This window comes from Streptomyces sp. NPDC005574 (assembly GCF_040605435.1).
Taxonomy (GTDB): domain Bacteria; phylum Actinomycetota; class Actinomycetes; order Streptomycetales; family Streptomycetaceae; genus Streptomyces.
The window spans coordinates 1-16,588 of sequence record NZ_JBEXCW010000130.1 but is presented as its reverse complement, the minus strand read 5'-3'; the positions used below and the strand labels follow the sequence as shown (position 1 = coordinate 16,588).

Annotated in this window: 15 protein-coding genes and 3 pseudogenes; 5 read left to right on the top strand and 13 right to left on the bottom strand. The window is 73.0% G+C overall.

Going from position 1 to position 16,588, the window contains the following annotated elements; translation table 11 throughout:
* Positions 1-5: 5 nt before the first annotated feature.
* Positions 6-728 (top strand): annotated as a pseudogene (locus ABZT03_RS39460) (serine hydrolase); the annotation flags it as partial.
* A gap of 59 nt (positions 729-787) precedes the next feature.
* Here the strand turns inward: ABZT03_RS39460 and ABZT03_RS39455 are convergent.
* Both ABZT03_RS39455 and mptB read right to left on the bottom strand, forming a co-directional pair.
* A complete protein-coding gene (locus ABZT03_RS39455; RefSeq protein ID WP_356048383.1) occupies positions 788-2,170 on the bottom strand; it encodes a glycosyltransferase 87 family protein in 1,383 nt (460 codons plus the stop codon).
* The gene (gene mptB / locus ABZT03_RS39450) at positions 2,167-3,570 is read right to left on the bottom strand and encodes a polyprenol phosphomannose-dependent alpha 1,6 mannosyltransferase MptB (RefSeq protein ID WP_356048381.1); all 1,404 of its coding nucleotides are present in this window, start codon (positions 3,568-3,570) and stop codon (positions 2,167-2,169) included. Before mptB ends, ABZT03_RS39455 begins: the two co-directional genes overlap by 4 nt.
* Before the next feature lie 159 nt (positions 3,571-3,729).
* Between mptB and ABZT03_RS39445 the strand changes: the two genes are divergently transcribed.
* Positions 3,730-4,494, top strand: coding sequence for an alpha/beta hydrolase (locus ABZT03_RS39445; protein ID WP_356048379.1), 765 nt, complete (start codon positions 3,730-3,732; stop codon positions 4,492-4,494).
* A 105-nt stretch (positions 4,495-4,599) separates the two neighbouring features.
* Here the strand turns inward: ABZT03_RS39445 and ABZT03_RS39440 are convergent, their stop codons facing one another.
* The 9 genes and pseudogenes from ABZT03_RS39440 to ABZT03_RS39400 all read right to left on the bottom strand — a co-directional run bounded on the left by ABZT03_RS39440 (position 4,600) and on the right by ABZT03_RS39400 (position 13,376).
* Positions 4,600-5,532 (bottom strand): glutaminase, encoded by a 933-nt coding sequence (locus ABZT03_RS39440; protein ID WP_356048377.1) that lies wholly within the window; start codon positions 5,530-5,532, stop codon positions 4,600-4,602.
* Between the two features lie 34 nt (positions 5,533-5,566).
* Positions 5,567-6,982 carry an aspartate ammonia-lyase gene (gene aspA / locus ABZT03_RS39435; protein ID WP_356048375.1) on the bottom strand — a complete coding sequence of 472 codons (1,416 nt, stop codon included), beginning with the start codon at positions 6,980-6,982 and terminating at the stop codon, positions 5,567-5,569.
* Positions 6,983-7,077: 95 nt separating this feature from the next.
* A complete protein-coding gene (locus tag ABZT03_RS39430) occupies positions 7,078-8,079 on the bottom strand; it encodes an asparaginase (protein ID WP_356048386.1) in 1,002 nt (333 codons plus the stop codon).
* Positions 8,080-8,111: 32 nt separating this feature from the next.
* The gene (locus tag ABZT03_RS39425; RefSeq protein WP_356048373.1) at positions 8,112-9,554 is read right to left on the bottom strand and encodes an amino acid permease; all 1,443 of its coding nucleotides are present in this window, start codon (positions 9,552-9,554) and stop codon (positions 8,112-8,114) included.
* Positions 9,551-10,231 (bottom strand): FadR/GntR family transcriptional regulator, encoded by a 681-nt coding sequence (locus tag ABZT03_RS39420; RefSeq protein ID WP_356048385.1) that lies wholly within the window; start codon positions 10,229-10,231, stop codon positions 9,551-9,553. Before ABZT03_RS39420 ends, ABZT03_RS39425 begins: the two co-directional genes overlap by 4 nt.
* A 163-nt stretch (positions 10,232-10,394) precedes the next feature.
* The gene (locus ABZT03_RS39415) at positions 10,395-11,231 is read right to left on the bottom strand and encodes an undecaprenyl-diphosphate phosphatase (protein ID WP_356048371.1); all 837 of its coding nucleotides are present in this window, start codon (positions 11,229-11,231) and stop codon (positions 10,395-10,397) included.
* Positions 11,232-11,320: 89 nt separating this feature from the next.
* Positions 11,321-11,750: pseudogene (locus ABZT03_RS39410) on the bottom strand (CrcB family protein).
* Positions 11,751-11,920: 170 nt separating this feature from the next.
* Positions 11,921-12,883, bottom strand: coding sequence for an SMP-30/gluconolactonase/LRE family protein (locus ABZT03_RS39405; RefSeq protein ID WP_356048369.1), 963 nt, complete (start codon positions 12,881-12,883; stop codon positions 11,921-11,923).
* 205 nt (positions 12,884-13,088) lie between these two features.
* Entirely contained in the window at positions 13,089-13,376 is a 288-nt protein-coding gene (locus tag ABZT03_RS39400) for a helix-turn-helix domain-containing protein (protein WP_356048367.1), read from the bottom strand.
* Positions 13,377-13,721: 345 nt separating this feature from the next.
* On the opposite strand from ABZT03_RS39400, the gene ABZT03_RS39395 reads away from it, so the two are divergent.
* The 3 genes from ABZT03_RS39395 (at position 13,722) to ABZT03_RS39385 (ending at position 15,743) form a co-directional block, all read left to right on the top strand.
* Entirely contained in the window at positions 13,722-14,753 is a 1,032-nt protein-coding gene (locus tag ABZT03_RS39395; protein ID WP_356048365.1) for a LacI family DNA-binding transcriptional regulator, read from the top strand.
* A gap of 161 nt (positions 14,754-14,914) precedes the next feature.
* Entirely contained in the window at positions 14,915-15,265 is a 351-nt protein-coding gene (locus ABZT03_RS39390) for a VOC family protein (protein ID WP_356048364.1), read from the top strand.
* A gap of 70 nt (positions 15,266-15,335) precedes the next feature.
* A complete protein-coding gene (locus ABZT03_RS39385) occupies positions 15,336-15,743 on the top strand; it encodes a MarR family transcriptional regulator (RefSeq protein ID WP_356048362.1) in 408 nt (135 codons plus the stop codon).
* A gap of 97 nt (positions 15,744-15,840) precedes the next feature.
* Here the strand turns inward: ABZT03_RS39385 and ABZT03_RS39380 are convergent, their stop codons facing one another.
* Both ABZT03_RS39380 and ABZT03_RS39375 read right to left on the bottom strand, forming a co-directional pair.
* Positions 15,841-16,242 (bottom strand): SseB family protein, encoded by a 402-nt coding sequence (locus ABZT03_RS39380; RefSeq protein WP_356048361.1) that lies wholly within the window; start codon positions 16,240-16,242, stop codon positions 15,841-15,843.
* Between the two features lie 201 nt (positions 16,243-16,443).
* Positions 16,444-16,588 (bottom strand): annotated as a pseudogene (locus ABZT03_RS39375) (esterase); the annotation flags it as partial.

Sequence of the window (16,588 nt, the reverse complement as noted above, 5' to 3'; positions counted from 1 at the left end):
CGGCTGTGATCCTTCTCCACCCGGGCGTGTACGTTCCCACCGGCCTCGACGACCCTCGCGGTACCACCGTTCGCGCCCAGGCCGGAGCGCCCCGCGTCCCGGCCGTGTCCGCGCTGTCCTGGCTGGTGGCCGACGCCTCCACGGGCGAGGTGCTCGCCGCGCACGACGCGCACCGCAGACTGCCCCCCGCCAGCACCCTCAAGACTCTGTTCGCCCTGACCGTGCTGCCCTCGCTCCCCGGCGGCATCCGGCACCAGGTGACCGCGGCCGAGCTGGCGGGCATCGGCCCCGGCAGCAGCCTCGTCGGGGTGGCCGAGGGCCACACCTACGAGATCGCCGACCTGTGGCGCGGGGTCTTCCTCAACTCGGGCAACGACGCCGTGCACGTGCTGGCCGCGCTCACCGGCGGCTGGCAGGGCGCCGCCGCCCGCATGCAGGCCAAGGCCCGCGCGCTGGGGGCCCGCGACACGAACGTGCGGTCACCCGACGGGTACGACACGCCCGGCCAGGTGTCGTCGGCGTACGACCTCGCCGTGTTCGGGCGGGCCGGGCTGCGCGACCCGGACTTCGCGCGGTACTGCGCCACGGCCGAGGCCATGTTCCCGGGCAACGGCGACCGGCTGTACGGCATCCGCAACACCAACCGGCTGCTGACCGGCGCCGACGGGGTGCAGCGCTATCCCGGCCTGATCGGCGTCAAGAACGGCTACACCAGCAACGCCGGCAACACCCTGGTGGCCGCCGCCCGCCGCGGCGGGCGCACCCTGGTGGTCACCGTGATGAACCCTCAGGCCGGCGGCGGGTTCACCGTGTACGAGGAGGCGCGGGCGCTGCTCGACTGGGGTTTCGGCGCGGCCGGGCGGGTCGATCCGGTGGGGTCACTGGACGCGCTGCGGGTGAGGCCGGCGTCGGCCCGGCTGCCCGTGGCTGCCGTCGTCTCCCCGCAGGAGGACACCCCCGCGGGGCCCGGCTGGCCCGAGACGGGGGTGATCGCGGCCGCCGCGGGCCTGGGCGCGGGCGCCGTGGCGCTGGCCCTGCGGTTCGCGCTGGGGCGCCCGGCCCGGAGCTGACCGGCCGGCAGCCACAGCAGCAGGCCCAGGGTGATCCAGGCGTAGGTGTTGCCGCCGAGGAACCCGTCGAGGCCGGACGCGTCGTCGAACCAGAGCCACACCACGCTGGTGCACAGGACCGCGTACAGGCCGGCCGCGATCCGCGGATACCCGGCGCGGACCAGCACCGCGAACGACGGCAGGAGCCACACGAGGTGGTGCACCCAGGTGATCGGACTGACCAGGCAGGCGGCCAGTCCGGTGAGGGCGAAGGCGCCCGGCCAGTCCCCCGCGACCACGGCGCGCCGCGCCCGCACCGCCCACACGCACAGGACGAGCAGGACCACCACCGCCCACACCGGCCGGCCCTCCGCGCCCAGCCGGGCCAGCACACCCTGGAGGGACTGGTTGGAGACGTAGTCGAGGCGGCCGACGCGGGTCGTGTCCCATATCGCCTCCGTCCAGAAGAAACGCGAGGCGTCCGGCGCCACGCAGGCGGCGAGAGCCGTGGCCGCGGCGGCGACGGCCGTCGCGAGCGCGGCGGCCCGCCGGCGTCCGCCGAGCAGCAGCAGGACGATGAACAGCGCCGGTGTCAGCTTGATCGCGGCGGCCAGGCCGATCCCGGCGCCCGCCCAGCGCGCCCGGTCGGACGTCAGCAGCCGTCCGTCGGCCAGCACCAGGGCCAGGAGCAGCAGGTTCACCTGGCCGAAGCTGAAGGTGTCGCGCAGCGGCTCGAACAGCGCGAGCGCGCAGGCGCCCAGTACGCAGCCGTACCAGCCGTGGCGCCGCCAGGCCCGCCCGGTGAGGAGGCGCAGCACCGCGGCCAGCGCGGCGAGGTTCAGCGCCAGCGTCACCACGATCGCCGCGCGCAGCCCGAGCAGCGCCATCGGCAGCATGCTCACGGCCGCGAACGGCGGATACGTGAAGCGGTACGCCGTACCCGGCACCCGGTAGTCGTAGATGTGGCCGCCGTGGTGGACCCAGGTGTCGACGGTGCCGTGGTAGACACGCAGGTCGAACCAGTCGCGCAGCAGCGGCACGGTCGCCGTGAACGCGGTGACGGCGGTGACCAGGACCGCCGACAGCAGCAGCCGGCCGCGTCCGGTGGGCGGGAGCCTCATGCGGTACGTCCCGGTGCAGGTGCCCGTGCGCTCAGGTGGGCCTGCCACAGCACGACCACCGCGAGGACCCCGCCGGAGACGGCCAGGACCAGTTGTCCGGCGTCCGCGGCGCCGCCGCCGGGCAGGACGGCCAGCGCGAGCACGCCCGTCACGGCCGCGACCCGGTGCCGTACCGAGGTGCTGGGGGCCGCGGCGGCGATCAGGAACAGTCCCCACAGCGCGTACCAGGGGCGGATCGCCGGGCCGAACGCCGCCACCGCGGCCAGGCTCAGACCCAGCGCGTACAGGGGACGCGGGCGCAGTCGCAGCCATATGACGGCCACGGCGACGACGACGGCCACCATGCCGAGGGCGTGCCAGACCGGGACGGCCAGCGGTGCCAGGTCGCTGCCGAGCCGCTCCAGCAGGGCCCCGGTGGCGCGGCCGAGGAGACTCGTGAGGGCCCAGTTGTGCGGGGACACGGGGGTGTCGAGCGCGCCGATCCAGCCGTAGCCCGTGCCGGCGACGGCGGTCGCGGCGACCGTGGTGGCCGCCGCCGCGAGCCCGGTCGTCAGGACGGCCTTCGCCGGACCGCGACCGGTGCGCGTCCGCAGGACGACGACCGCGGCCAGCCCGAGGACGGCGGGTGCCTTGACCAGGGCGGCGAGGGTGACCAGGACGGCGCCCAGGACCGGCCACCGGCCGAGCGCCGCGACCAGGCCGAGGCCGAGCAGGCCGAGCATGACGGCGTCGTTGTGGGCGCCCGCGACCAGGTGGAGCAGCACGAGCGGGTTGAGGGCGCCGAGCCACAGCGCGGCGGCCGGGTCGGCGCCGCTGTGGCGGGCCAGCCGGGGCAGCGCGGCCGCCATCAGGGCCACCCCGAGCAGTGCGACCAGGCGCATGCCGAAGAGGCCCGCGGGCAGTTGGCCGCGGGTGAGACCGGACAGCGCGGAGGCGACCGCGAGGAACACCGGACCGTAGGGGGCGCCGGTGTTCCGCCATGCCGGGGCGACCTCGTCGGCGAGCGGACCGCCGAGCCGTGCCGGACCGTGCGCGTAGACGTCCATGTGGGCGTCGACCATGGCGCCCTGGGCGAGGTAACTGTAGACGTCACGGCTGAACAGCGGGGGCGCCAGCAGCAGCGGCGCGGCCCACACGGCGAGGACCAGCAGCAGGGCGCGCGGGGTGGGCGGCTCCGGTCCGCGGACCAGCCGTCCCAGCAGCGCCCAGGCCGCTATCAGCAGGACGACCCCGAAGTACACGCCGACCAGGCCGAGCGCGGCGCGCGCGGAGGCGGGCGCGAGGAGTTCCCGCACCGGCAGGGCGCCCGCGGCCTCACCGCCCGCGGCGAGGAAGGCGGTGCCGGCCAGCCCGAGCACCTGGCAGCGGCGGAGATCGACGGGGAAAGCCGTGGCCAACACTCGGGAAGCGTGGCAACGCCGGGTGGCCGGAGGCCGACGAGCAACTCTCCGCGCGGGGACCGGCGGATGTCCGGTGCGTGCTCCGCGCGGAACCGATGAGTTCGTGGCCGCACGGGGGTCTCCCGGATATCCGCAATCCACGAAACGGACGTGATGACCATGCCGAGCAGCTCCGGGTACGCCGACGTCGACGGTCTGAAGAGGTACTACGAGGTCCACGGCACCGCCCGTGCCGGCGGCCGGCCGCTGGTGCTGCTGCACGGCGGTGTGCTGACCGCCGGCCTCACGTTCGGGGCGGTGCTGCCCGCGCTGTCCGCCGGCCGGTACGTCGTGGCCCCCGAACTCCAGGGCCACGGCCACACCGCCGACACCGACCGCGCGATGACGGTACCCGGCCTCGCCTCCGACGTGGTCACCCTGCTGGACCGACTCGGCATCGCACAGGCCGACCTCGTCGGCTTCAGCCTCGGCGGACTCACCGCCCTGGAGATCGCGGTGCGCCACCCCGAGCGCGTCGGGCGCCTGGTCCTGGCGGCCACGCAGTACACCCAGGACGGCTACCACGCCGAGGTCATCGCGCCCGATCACAGCTCGCCCCGGCTGCCCGGCCGGGCCGACTTCCAGGAGATGGCCGACGCCTACGCGGCCGCCGCGCCGCATCCCGAGCAGTTCGAGAAGCTCCTCGCCAAGTGCACGGCCGCGGCGCACTCCCCGCTGCCGTGGACCGCCGACGACCTGCGCGGCATCCAGGCGCCCACCCTGCTGGTCGTCGGGGACACCGACTTCGTGCGGCTTGAGCACGCCGCCGAGATGCGGGAGCTGATCCCGCGGGCCCGGCTGGCGGTCCTGCCGGACACCACGCACATGGCCCTCATGCGCCGGACGTCACTGCTGCTGCCGATCCTCGACGAGTTCCTCGGCTGAGCACCGAGGCCGAGTCCGCGTCCGTCGTTCAGAACTCAGAACGCAGAACGCAGAGCTCGGCACTCGGCACTCGGCACTCGGCACTCGGCACTCGGCACTCGGCACTCAGAACACCGACACGCCCGTCAGGGTCGTGAAGCGGTCCAGGGCCGCGACGCCGGCGACCGAGTTGCCGCGCTCGTCCAGGCCGGGCCCCCACACGCAGAGTGTGCAGCGGCCCGGGACGACCGCGATGATGCCGCCGCCGACCCCGCTCTTGCCGGGCAACCCCACCCGGTAGGCGAAGTCGCCCGCCGCGTCGTACGTCCCGCAGGTCAGCATCACCGCGTTGACCTGCTTGGCCTGGCTGCGGGTGAGCAGCCGGCTGCCGTCGGCGCGGATGCCGTGCCGGGCGAGGAAGGTGGTCGCCAGGGCGAGGTCCGCGCAGGAGGCGGCGACGGAGCACTGGCGGAAGTACTGGTCCAGGAGCACCGGCACCGGGTTGTCGATGTTGCCGTAGGCGGCCATGAAGTGGCCCAGGGCGGCGTTGCGGTCGCCGTGCGCGGCCTCGGAGGCGGCGACCTCCTTGTCGAAGTCCAGCGCCGGGTTGCCGCTCTCCGTGCGCAGGAACGTCAGCAGTTCGCCCGCCGCGTCCCCGGTCCGGCTGTGCAGTCGGTCGGTGACCACCAGCGCGCCCGCGTTGATGAACGGGTTGCGCGGGATGCCGCTCTCGTACTCCAGCTGGACCAGGGAGTTGAAGGGGTTGCCGGAGGGCTCGCGGCCCACGTGCTCCCAGAGTTCGTCGCCCTCACGGGCCAGGTCGAGCGCGAGGGTGAAGACCTTCGTGAGGGACTGCGTGGAGAACGGCTCGCGCCAGTCCCCCACGCCGTACACCGTGCCGTCCAGCTCGGCGACGGCCATGCCGAAACGGCGCGGATCGCAGGCCGCGAGCGCCGGGATGTAGTCGGCGGGCCGGCCTCGGCCGGGGGTCCGCTCGATCTCACCGGCGATGCGTTCCAGGACCGGCTGGAAGGTCATGGACGAGGTCATGATCACCATTGTGCCTCCGGGTCGGTCCTGGTGCGCCCCGCGGTCAGACCATGGCGGCGGGCCCGCTGCCCGCGAGGATCTCCGGCCGCAGCAGCGCGGCCAGCGTCTCGGCCGGCAACAGGCCCTTCTCCAGCACGAGTTCGGCCACGCCCCGGCCGGTGGCGAGGGCCTCCTTGGCGATGTCGGTGGCGGCCGTGTAGCCGATGTGCGGGTTGAGCGCGGTGACCAGGCCGATGGAGTTCTCCACCGTCCGGCGCAGCACCTCGGTGTTGGCGGTGATCCCGTCGACGCAGCGCTCGGCGAGGGTCAGGCAGGCGGCGCGCAGATGGGTGATGCTCTCCGACAGGGAGTGCAGGATGATCGGCTCGAAGGCGTTCAGCTGGAGCTGTCCGGCCTCGGCGGCCATGGTGATGGTGACGTCGTTGCCGATCACCTCGAAGGCGACCTGGTTGACGACCTCGGGGATCACCGGGTTGACCTTGCCGGGCATGATGGACGAACCGGCCTGCACCGGCGGCAGGTTGATCTCACCGAGGCCCGCGCGCGGGCCGGACGACAGCAGTCGCAGGTCGTTGCAGCTCTTGGAGAGTTTGACCGCGATCCGCTTCAGCACGCCGGACACCTGCACGAACGCCCCGCAGTCCTGGGTGGCTTCGACCAGGTTGGCCGCCGTGACCAGCGGCAGCCCCGTGATCTCGGCGAGGTGGCGGCGGGCCGACTCGGCGTATCCGGCGGGGGCGTTGAGGCCGGTTCCGATGGCGGTGGCACCGAGGTTGATCTCGTGGATCAGCTCGACGGCCTCGGCGAGCCGCAGGCGGTCCTCGTCGAGCATGACGGCGTACGCGGAGAACTCCTGGCCGAGGGTCATCGGCACCGCGTCCTGGAGCTGGGTGCGGCCCATCTTCAGGACGTCGTGGAACTCGACGGCCTTGCGGGCGAAGGCGTCCTGGAGCACGGCCATGGCCTGCAGCAGCCCCCGCACGGCGAAGACGGTCGCGACCTTGACGGCGGTCGGGTAGACGTCGTTCGTGGACTGGCCGAGGTTGACGTCCTCGTTGGGGTGCAGCCGCGCGTAGTCGCCCTTGCCGTGTCCCAGCAGCTCCAGCGCGCGGTTGGCGATGACCTCGTTGGCGTTCATGTTGGTGGAGGTGCCGGCGCCGCCCTGGACGACGTCGACGACGAACTGCTCGTGCAGGGCGCCCGCGCGGATCTCGCGGCAGGCCGCGACGACGGCGGCGGCCTTCTCGGGTGTGAGCAGGCCCAGTTCCTCGTTGGCGAGGGCGGCGGCCTCCTTGACGGCTGCCAGGGCGTCGATGAGATGCGGGTAGGCGGAGATGGGGGTCCCGGTGATGGGGAAGTTCTCCGTGGCGCGCAGGGTGTGGATGCCCCAGTACGCCCCGACGGGGACGTCGCGGTCGCCGAGCAGGTCGTGCTCGCTGCGGGTGGCTGCGGCGGTCATGGGGGTGCTGGCCTTCTCTCGGACGAGGAGTACGGGTGAGCGGTGAGGGCCTGCCGGCGGGTCGCCGCGGCGTCGCGGCGACGCTGAGCGACGCCTCAGGTGAGCGGGTCCAGCGCGCGGGCCGGGCGGACGCTGCCGACGGGCCTGCCGCCACCGAACAACGGCTCACCGGCGAACGCGGTGAGGGCGGCGGGATCGACGCCGGCCCGGGCGAGCGCCGCCGCGGTGACCGGGACACGGGCCCGGTCCGCGCCGTCGGCGATCTTCACGGCGACGGCCCGGCCGTCCGGCAGCGCGGCCACCTGTACGCCCTCGAAGCCGTCCTTGGTGAGCAGTCCGGGCACGGCCCGCATCAGCGCGGCCACGTCCCGGCCGGCGCCGGAGGCCATCTCGGGGTGGGCGCGCATCGCGTCCGCCACCCGTGCCTCGGGGGTGCCGGGGGCGGCGGTGGTGATCCGCGCGGCCGCCCGGGCGAGGCCGTGCAGGGAGACGGCGAACAGGGGCGCGCCGCAGCCGTCGACGCTCACCTGGGCGACGCGCTGTCCGCTGAGGTCCTCCGCGATCTCGGCGATCGCCTGCTGGAGCGGGTGGCGGGGGTCGAGGTAGTCGTCGAGGGACCAGCCGTTGAGCCGGCTGACGTACAGCATGGCGGCGTGCTTGCCGGAGCAGTTCTGGGCGAGCCGGGACGCCGGCCGGCCCTCGCGCAGCCAGGCTTCGCGGACGGCCGGCCCGAACGGCAGGTCGGGGGTGTTGCGCAGGGCGTCCTCGGTGAGGCCGGCGAGCTCCAGGATGCGCCGGGCGCCGGCGAGGTGGCGTTCCTCGCCGGAGTGGCTGGCGGCGGCGAGGGAGAGCAGCTCACCGTCGAGGGGCAGTCCCGCCCGGACCATGGCCACGGCCTGGACGGGCTTGAGCGCCGAGCGCGGGTAGCAGGCGGCCTCGATGTCGCCGATCTGGAGCCGGACCTCGCCGCCGGCGCCGAGGACGACGACGGAGCCGTAGTGGATGCCCTCGGTCATCCCGCCGCGTATCAGGTGGGCGACGGGGGCGTGGAGGGGTTCACGGACGACGGGTGGGTCCGCGACGGAGCTGGTGTACATCACTGCCTGGTGGTCGTGGGCGGGTGCGCGGGTCACGCGTCCGCTCCGGTGGTCGGGGTGCGGGCGGCCCGGGCGCGGACGGCGAACCATCCGGCGACCAGGGCGGCGACGATCAGCGGCAGGCACAGCACCGTGGTGCGTCCGGCGCCGCCGTCGGCGTACATGAGGACCAGGACGGTGGCGAGGAAGGCCAGCGTCACGAGTTCGGTCCAGGGGGAACCCGGCAGGCGGTAGCCGGGGCGGACGAGTTCGCCCCGCTGGGTCCTCCGCCAGAAGAGCAGGTGGCAGAGCATGATCATGCCCCAGGTGGAGAGGATGCCGATCGCGGCGAAGTTCAGCACGATCTCGAACGCGTCGGCGGGCACGACGAAGTTGAGGCCGACGCCGAGCACGCAGATGCCGCTGGTGAGCAGGATGCCGCCGTAGGGGACCTGGCTGCGGCTCATCACGCCGGTGAACCTCGGGGCGGAGCCGGACATGGCCATGGAGCGCAGGATGCGGCCGGTGGAGTAGAGACCCGAGTTGAGCGAGGACATGGCCGCGGTGAGGACCACGAGGTTCATGACACCGCCGGCCGCCGGGATGCCCACCTTGGACAGCACGGTGACGAAGGGGCTCTCACCGGCGGAGTACTTGTCCCAGGGCAGCAGCATCGACAGCAGGACCACCGAGCCGACGTAGAACAGGCCGACGCGCCACATGATCGAGTTGATCGCCTTCGGCATGATCTTCTCGGGGTTCTCGGTCTCGCCGGCTGCCACACCGACCAGTTCGACGGAGGCGTAGGCGAACACGACGCCCTGGATGATCAGCAGCATGGGCAGCAGACCGCTGGGGAAGATGCCGCCGTTGTCGGTGATCAGGGAGGGGCCGGGGGTGGCGCCGTCCACGGGGTGCCGCGTGACGAGCAGGAAGATGCCGATGCACATGAAGATCACCAGGGCGCTGACCTTGACGATGGCGAACCAGAACTCCAGTTCGCCGAAGATCTTCACCGAGATCAGGTTCACCGTGAGGACCACGGCCAGGGCGATCAGCGCGATCACCCACTGCGGGACGTCGGAGAACATGCCCCAGTAGTGGGTGTAGGTCGCCACCGCGGTGATGTCGGCGATCCCGGTGGTGGCCCAGTTCAGGAAGTACATCCAGCCCGCGGTGTAGGCGCCTTTCTCCCCGAGGAACTCCCTCGCGTACGACACGAAGGCTCCGGAGGACGGCCGGTACAGGACGAGTTCGCCCAGGGCCCGCACCACGAGGAAGGCGAAGACCCCGCAGACCGCGTAGGCGATGAACAGGGACGGGCCCGCGTCGGCGAGCCGGCCGCCGGCGCCGAGGAAGAGGCCCGTGCCGATCGCGCCGCCGATGGCGATCATGTTGACGTGCCGGGACTTCAGGGACTTGCTGTAGCCCTCGTCCCCGGCGTCGACGTGCGCGGCCGGTGTGCGGGTCTCCTGCTGGAGGTGCTGCTCGCTCACGCCTCGGGTCCGCCTTCCATGGGGGTGTCCGCGCGCAGGGGGTTGCGCACGATGTCGGTGAGGGTGGTCTCGACGCGGTCGAGGTGATGGGTCATGGCCTCGACGGCGTCGTGCTCGCTGCCGTCGAGCAGTGCCTCGACGATCGCCCGGTGCTCGCGGTTGGACTGCTCGCGGCGGCCGCCGAGTTCGTTGAGGAAGGCGGACTGGCGGGCCAGCGCGTCGCGGATCTCCTCGATGACCCGGCGGAAGACCGGGTTCTGGGCGGCCTCGGCCACGGCGAGGTGGAAGAGCGAGTCCATCGCGACCCACGCGGTGGTGTCCGTCTCCTGTTCCATGCGGTCCAGGAGGTGGGCGAGGTGGTCCAGGTTCTCGGGGGTGCGGCGCAGCGCCGCGTAGCCCGCGACCGGGATCTCGATGTGACGGCGCACCTCCAGCAGGTCGCTGGCCGCATAGTCGCCGAAGGTGGGGTCCTCGACGGTGCTCGCGACCACGAAGGTGCCCTTGCCGGTCTTGGAGACCGTCAGCCCCATGGTCTGCAGGGCGCGCAGGGCCTCGCGCAGGACGGGGCGGGAGACCTCGAGGGTGCGGCACAGCTCCGCCTCGGAGGGGAGCTTGTCGCCGATGGCGTACGCGCCGCGTTCGATGGCGCCGCGGAGGTGGGCCAGCACCGCTTCCATGGCGCTGACGCGCCGCGGGACCGCACCACCTGTCTGGCTGTCTGACAGGTTCACGGAAGTGATCCTGCGGGCGGCGGGAGCGCACTGTCAAGGCGGGTGAAAGAAAGGATTCACGGGGTGTGCGGCCTGAAAGCAGGCCGCACACCCCGTGAGACGGGTTCGCTCAGCTGTCGAGCACGCCCCCGGCGAGCAGCCCGAAGAGGGCGAGGCCGACCACGATCCGGTAGATCACGAACGCGTTGAAGGAGTGCTTGGCGACGTACTTCAGCAGCCAGGCGATGGAGCCGTAGGCGACCAAGAACGAGACGGCGGTGCCGACCAGGAGGGGGGCGGCGCCGACGCCGGTGCCCAGGGCGTCCTTCAGCTCGTACAGCCCGGCGCCGGTAAGCGCGGGGATGCCGAGGAAGAAGGACAGACGGGTCGCGGCGACCCGGTTCAGGTCGAGGATCAGGCCCGTGGACATGGTGGCGCCGGAGCGCGAGAAGCCGGGGAAGAGCAGGGCGAGGATCTGCGAACTGCCGACCAGCATCGCGTCCTTGAACGTGGTGTCGTCCTCCCCGCGCTTGTGCCGGCCCATCTGGTCGGCCGCCCACATCACGGCGCTGCCGGCGATCAGCGAGCCGGCGACCACCCACAGGGAGGCCAGCGGTCCTTCGATCAGCGGCTTGGCGGCCAGGCCGACGATCACGATCGGGATCGTCGCGTAGATGACCCACCAGGCGAACTTGTAGTCGTGGTGGTAGCGCTCCTCCTTGTTCCGCAGGCCGCGGCCCCAGGCGGTGACGATCCGCACGATGTCCTTGAAGAAGTACACGAGCACGGCGGCGATCGCGCCGACCTGGATGACGGCCGAGAATCCCACGACCGCGTCGTTGTCGACGGGGATGTTCATCAGCCCCTCGGTGATCTTCAGATGGCCGGTGGAGGAGACGGGCAGGAACTCGGTCACCCCCTCGACGGCTCCGAGAATCGCGGCCTGACCGACGTTGATGACGCTCATGGGATCCAGTTCTGAGGAGTGGGCCGACTGTCGACTGTGCTGTAGAAAGTCTGAACTACGCGTGCGGGGTGCCCGGTCGCCCGGGGGCGTCAGACGGATCTCCGCGAGGCCGCGAAGATCCTGTACGGCCCCCGCACAGCACCCTGCGACCACAGGGCCCGGTCGAGCGGCACCCCGGCCTGGGCCGGGGTCGAGACCCGCCACGACGATGCCGACGACGTTGGCAGCAGCGTAGAGGCCCGCCCCCCGTCCCGGTCAGCCGCAGTGTCTCGCAGGAGAGCGTGGAGCACGTCGTCGGGGCGCCGCACAGACCGGTTCCCCGGAAGGAGCTGGAGACGGGAGTCCGCGGCACCGACGGCCACCGCGCCGGTCGGCGGGCCAGGACGAGGCAGCCTGCGAGGTGGACCGCGAAGGCCCCCAGGGGAAGACCGAGTCGTGCCGGGCCCGCATCGCACGGTCGGTGAGGTGGCGCGGCGGGGCGCCGACCGTCGCCCCGGCGACCACCAGTGGCCGGTTCACAACGACCTCTTACCCTTCGCGTCGCCCTTCGTGTCCGTTTCGCCGGGAGTGCCGCTCCCGCTCCCCCGGCGGCCGGTGGACCGGACGGCCTACGGCGCCGAAGCCCGCGATGTCGGAGCGCGAGGATGATCGCCTCCGGGCGAAAGGCCGACGCCGGGCCCGCGCCCGGGTCATCTCGGGGCGGGCGCCTCGCACACCGCCACGCCCCGCTCCCACAGGCTCCCCAGCACCAGGTGCCCGGCGGCCTCGCAGACGGCGGTGACCATACGGAAACCCGAGCGGCGGCGGGCGAGGTACTGGACGACCGCCCCCTGGTCGTCGAACGCCATCACCCCGATCGTCCCGGTGGGGCGGAAGGGGGCGCGCACCGCGACGCGGGCGGCGGTACGGCGGACCGCCGGTGTCCCCCGCCGCAGCAGGTCGAGCGGGGGCACCCGGGGGCCCGCGAGGGCGACCCGGATCAGCCCGTCGGGGCCACCGCGCCACAGGTTGTCGGGCATGCCGGGGAGGTTCTCGGCGAACGGCTCGCCCCGCCCGGCCTTCGGCCCGGTGAGCCAGTAGCGGGTCAGCCGGTACGCGCCGGTCTCGGCGACGACGAGGAAGGACTCGTCGCCGCTCGCCGCGACGCCGTTGGCGAACCGGAGCCCCTCCAGCAGCACTTCGGGGGTGTCGGCGCCGGGCGCGAGGCGCAACAGCCGTCCGGTCGCGGTGTCTTCGACGAGGTCGCCGATCCACTGCTCCAGGGGGTAGCGGCGGCTGGAGACGGTGAAGCAGACGCTGCCGTCGGAGAGGGCGACCACGTTGCTGCAGAACCTCAGCGACTCCCCCGCCACCGAGTCGGCGAGGACCCGGACCAAGCCGTCGGCCAGGTCGACGCGCAGCAGGCCGCGTTCGGCGTCGCACACCAACAGGTCGCCGTCCGGCAGCAGTTCGAGGCCCAGGGGTCTGCCCCCGGTGTCGGCGAGCACGTCGACGCGGGTGGCCGCCGGGTCGGTCAGACCGTCGATGCGCAGGATGCGGCCGTCCTCCACGCCGGTGATCACCCGGCCCCGGTCGTCGGCGACCACGTCCTCGGGGCCGCGGCCGCCGATCGCGATGTAGTGCCGTGGGACGAGAGCCGTGGGACGTTCCATGCGCGTGTGTCCTTCCCTGTCGCCCGAAGGGCCTCGCGGGTGCGTACCCCCTGGCGGCGGCCACCCCACCGGGATGCGGCGGCCGTCGCGGCACACCGGACCTCACCGGCGGGTCCCGGCGCGCCCGCATTCAATCAGCCTCCGGCGGCCGGACGCCACGCCACCGGCCTTGCGGCCACCGGCAGTTGGCTCGCCGGCTCTCGCCTCACCAGCCCTTCTCGAACATGCGGGCCACCTCGGCTATGCGGACCTCGTCACGACGGTAGTAGGTGCGCCGCCGGATCGTCCTGGTGCGCAGCAGGCCGACGTCCACGAGCAGACCGAGGTGGGTGGCCGCGACCGGGCGGGGCACGCCGAGTCTGCGGGCGACGGCGTCCGCGGTGACCCCGTCCTCGACGGGGTCACCGTGCCGCTGCGGCGGGAAGTGCGCGACCGGGTCCTTCAGCCATTCCAGGATGTCCAGCCGTCTCGCACTGACGGAAGTCCTCAGCATCTCGTCCCCTCCGTCCGAGCCTCCCCGACCGCGTCCGTCCACTCTCCCGCAGACCGGGACGGCATGTCCGCGACTCCGCACCTTTTGTCCGATAACCGAACTGCCATGCGAGGGAAGAGCGTTCGAGTCGCCTCCGCACAACGGCCGGAGACCCGCCCCACCTGTGCGGGCGAGGCGTCGGCCGACGCGACTGGGACGCGGCGGCACCGGGCCGAGCGCCGGTCCCCGGCCAGGGGCCGACCGGTCCGCTCGCGGCGGGCGCACCACCGGACGCGCCGCGCGCGCCCCGCCCTCGCGCCTCCCCCCGCCCATGACCCTCGCCCCGCCGCCCGGAGTCGTAAAGTCGTGACCATGAACAATCCGGGGGGCCGGCGCAGACCGCCGACGATTCACGACGTGGCGCGGGTGGCGGGCGTGTCTCGCGGCACCGTCTCGCGCGTCCTCAACGGCGGGCACTACGTCAGCCCGGCCGCCCTGGAGGCGGTGAACGCGGCCATCCGCAAGACCGGCTACGTCGTCAACCGGCACGCCCGCTCGCTGATCACCGGGCGGTCCGACTCGGTCGGCTTCCTGCTCACCGAGCCGCAGGAGCGGTTCTTCGAGGACCCCAACTTCAACGTCCTGCTGCGGGGCTGCACCCAGGCCCTGGCCGCCCACGACGTACCGCTCCTGCTGATGCTGGCCGGCACCGAGGACGAACGGCGGCGGATCACGCGGTACATCACGGCCGGCCACGTGGACGGCGTACTGCTGGTCTCCAGCCACTCCGGGGACCCGGTGGCCGAGGAGCTGCGCGCGGCGGGCGTCCCGCTGGTCGCCTGCGGCAAGCCGATCGGTCTCGGCTCGAAGGTGAGCTATGTGGCGGCGGACGACCGGGACGGCGCCCGGGACATGGTGCGCCACCTGCTGTCACTGGGCCGCCGTCGGATCGGCGTGGTCACCGGACCGCTGGACACCCCGGGCGGAGTCGAGCGCCTCGCCGGCTACCGCGAGGTCCTCACCGAGGCGGGCGCCGGCGTCGACGACCGGCTCGTGGTCTCCGGCGACTACAGCCGGGCCAGCGGCGAGTCCGGGGCCGAACGGCTGCTCGCCCAGGCACCCGACATGGACGCCGTGTTCGTCGCCTCCGACCTGATGGCGCAGGGGGTGCTGACGGCACTCGAACGGGCGGGGCGGCGGGTACCCGAGGACGTGGCGGTCGGCGGGTTCGACGACTCGCCCGCCGCGCTCTCGGCCCGCCCGGCCCTCACCACGATCCGGCAGCCGTGGGACCGCATCAGCGCGGAGATGGTCCGGGTGCTGCTGGCCCAGATCGGCGGCGAGGAGCCGGCGGCCGTGATCCTGCCGACCGAACTGGTGCGCCGGGAGTCGACGTAGACGGTGGGGTCCGCCCGGGAGTCGTCGGCCGGACCCGCCGGGACCGGTCAGGATTCGAGAAGCCACTCCGTGCCCCCGCGCCCTAGCGTGGAACCACCGGCGAGATCCGCCGGTCGACACCGACACCTCTCGTCGGTCCGCGCAATGACCAGGAGTACGACATGACCGACGGCCTCAAGACGATCATCTACCCCGTCAAGGACCTCGACGCGGCGAAGGCCCTGTTCAGCGCCCTGCTGGGGGTGGCGCCGTACGTCGACGAGCCGTACTACGTCGGTTTCCGGGCGGCGGAGCAGGAGATCGGCCTCGACCCCAACGGACACGCGAAGGGCATGACCGGGCCGGTCCCCTACTGGCACGTGGCCGACCTGCGGGGCACCCTCGCGGCGCTGCTGGCCGCCGGTGCGGAGACGCTGCACGACGTCCAGGACGTCGGTGGCGGCAAGCTGATCGCGTTCGTGAAGGACGCGGACGGCAACCTCGTCGGACTCACGCAGGACCCGGCCGCCTGAGAGCGGAATTACGTGCACGCTCACTAGTTGCACGCTCAACAACTAGCCCGAACGGTGTTACCGTGCGGGTATGGCAGTCAAGACAGCCGACACCGGGCTGGAAGAACGCTGGCGGGACATCCTGTCGGTGCACGCGCGGACCCTGTGCGAGATCGACCGCGTCCTGCACCCGCACGGTCTGGGCGGCAGCGACTTCGAGGTGCTCGACCTGCTCGCCACCGAGTCGCCCGCCGAGGGCGACCAGTGCCGGGTGCAGAACCTGGCCGGCCGGATCCACCTCAGCCAGAGCGCCCTGTCGCGCCTCATCGGGCGGCTGGAGAAGGACGGACTCGTGGAGCGCTCGGTGTGCGTGGAGGACCGGCGCGGTGTGTGGGTGGCGCTCACCCGCAAGGGACGCGCCCTGCACGCCGAGGTGCTCCCCGTCCAGCGGGAGGTGCTGGCCCGGATGCTCGGCGCGACCCCGCCCCCTCGCGGCTGATTCGGCGCCAGACGCGGGATCGCCCCCGTACACGCCAGGGCCCGGCCGCTCCCCTTCGGTGAGGGAGCGGCCGGGCCCTTCGCGATCGGTCCCGGCCCTAGGGGCGGGCCAGCAGGGTGCGCACGCCCTCGGAGGTGAGCGTCAGCGGATGCCGGGAACCGCCGTCGATGGACAGCGACAGCTCCTCGGCGGGCCACTGCGCGGCGAGCGCGCCCAGCGGCACCAGGCGGTAGCGCGACACGAACGGCAGCAGTTCGGCCATCGCCGGTTCCGAGGTGAACACCGGAACCACCGGGTCGCCGTCCTCCTGTTCGAGCACGGGCAGCGCCACCGCCGTGGGGTCGGCGGTCTCCTCCTGGTTCGCGTCGTCGGGTACCGGCACAAGCACGTCACTGCTCGCGAGCGCGTCCAGCGCCGCTGTGTCGTCGGTGTTCACCGTCAGCGCGTCCAGCGCCTGCTGGGCCGGGGTGGCGGTGTTGTCGTACGCGGGTGTCTCCATGGCAGATTCCCTGGTAGCGGCGGTCGTACGGACCACGTGGGCTTGATCGCCCGGGGCGCGGTCCCCCACGCGTACCCGAGCGGACCCGCGGCAACCCTCGGGTTATCGGTGAATCGGACGCCCGACCGCCGGCCGGCCCGCCCACCGCCCACCCCCGCACCCGCACCCGCACCCGCACCCGCAGCGTGGTCCCGGGGGATGTCAGCCGGTGTGGAGGGCGGTGCGCAGGGTGGTGACGGCGAGGGTGATGGCGGCTTGGGCGGCGTGGGTCTCGCGCAGGGCGTTGAGCATGACGAAGTCGTGGATGATGCCCTGGAAGCGGACGGCGGTGACGGGGACGCCGGCC

Excerpts from the sequence above, each read along its gene's own strand:
- ABZT03_RS39420 (WP_356048385.1), bottom strand. The coding sequence starts at position 10,231 with ATGGAAGCGGTGCTGGCCCACCTCCGCGGCGCCATCGAACGCGGCGCG.
- ABZT03_RS39385 (WP_356048362.1), top strand. The coding sequence starts at position 15,336 with ATGGCAGTCAAGACAGCCGACACCGGGCTGGAAGAACGCTGGCGGGAC.
- ABZT03_RS39455 (WP_356048383.1), bottom strand. The coding sequence starts at position 2,170 with ATGAGGCTCCCGCCCACCGGACGCGGCCGGCTGCTGCTGTCGGCGGTC.
- ABZT03_RS39445 (WP_356048379.1), top strand. The coding sequence starts at position 3,730 with ATGCCGAGCAGCTCCGGGTACGCCGACGTCGACGGTCTGAAGAGGTAC.
- ABZT03_RS39390 (WP_356048364.1), top strand. The coding sequence starts at position 14,915 with ATGACCGACGGCCTCAAGACGATCATCTACCCCGTCAAGGACCTCGAC.
- ABZT03_RS39430 (WP_356048386.1), bottom strand. The coding sequence starts at position 8,079 with ATGTACACCAGCTCCGTCGCGGACCCACCCGTCGTCCGTGAACCCCTC.
- ABZT03_RS39415 (WP_356048371.1), bottom strand. The coding sequence starts at position 11,231 with ATGAGCGTCATCAACGTCGGTCAGGCCGCGATTCTCGGAGCCGTCGAG.
- ABZT03_RS39440 (WP_356048377.1), bottom strand. The coding sequence starts at position 5,532 with ATGGTGATCATGACCTCGTCCATGACCTTCCAGCCGGTCCTGGAACGC.
- ABZT03_RS39400 (WP_356048367.1), bottom strand. The coding sequence starts at position 13,376 with ATGCTGAGGACTTCCGTCAGTGCGAGACGGCTGGACATCCTGGAATGG.
- aspA (WP_356048375.1), bottom strand. The coding sequence starts at position 6,982 with ATGACCGCCGCAGCCACCCGCAGCGAGCACGACCTGCTCGGCGACCGC.
- ABZT03_RS39380 (WP_356048361.1), bottom strand. The coding sequence starts at position 16,242 with ATGGAGACACCCGCGTACGACAACACCGCCACCCCGGCCCAGCAGGCG.
- ABZT03_RS39405 (WP_356048369.1), bottom strand. The coding sequence starts at position 12,883 with ATGGAACGTCCCACGGCTCTCGTCCCACGGCACTACATCGCGATCGGC.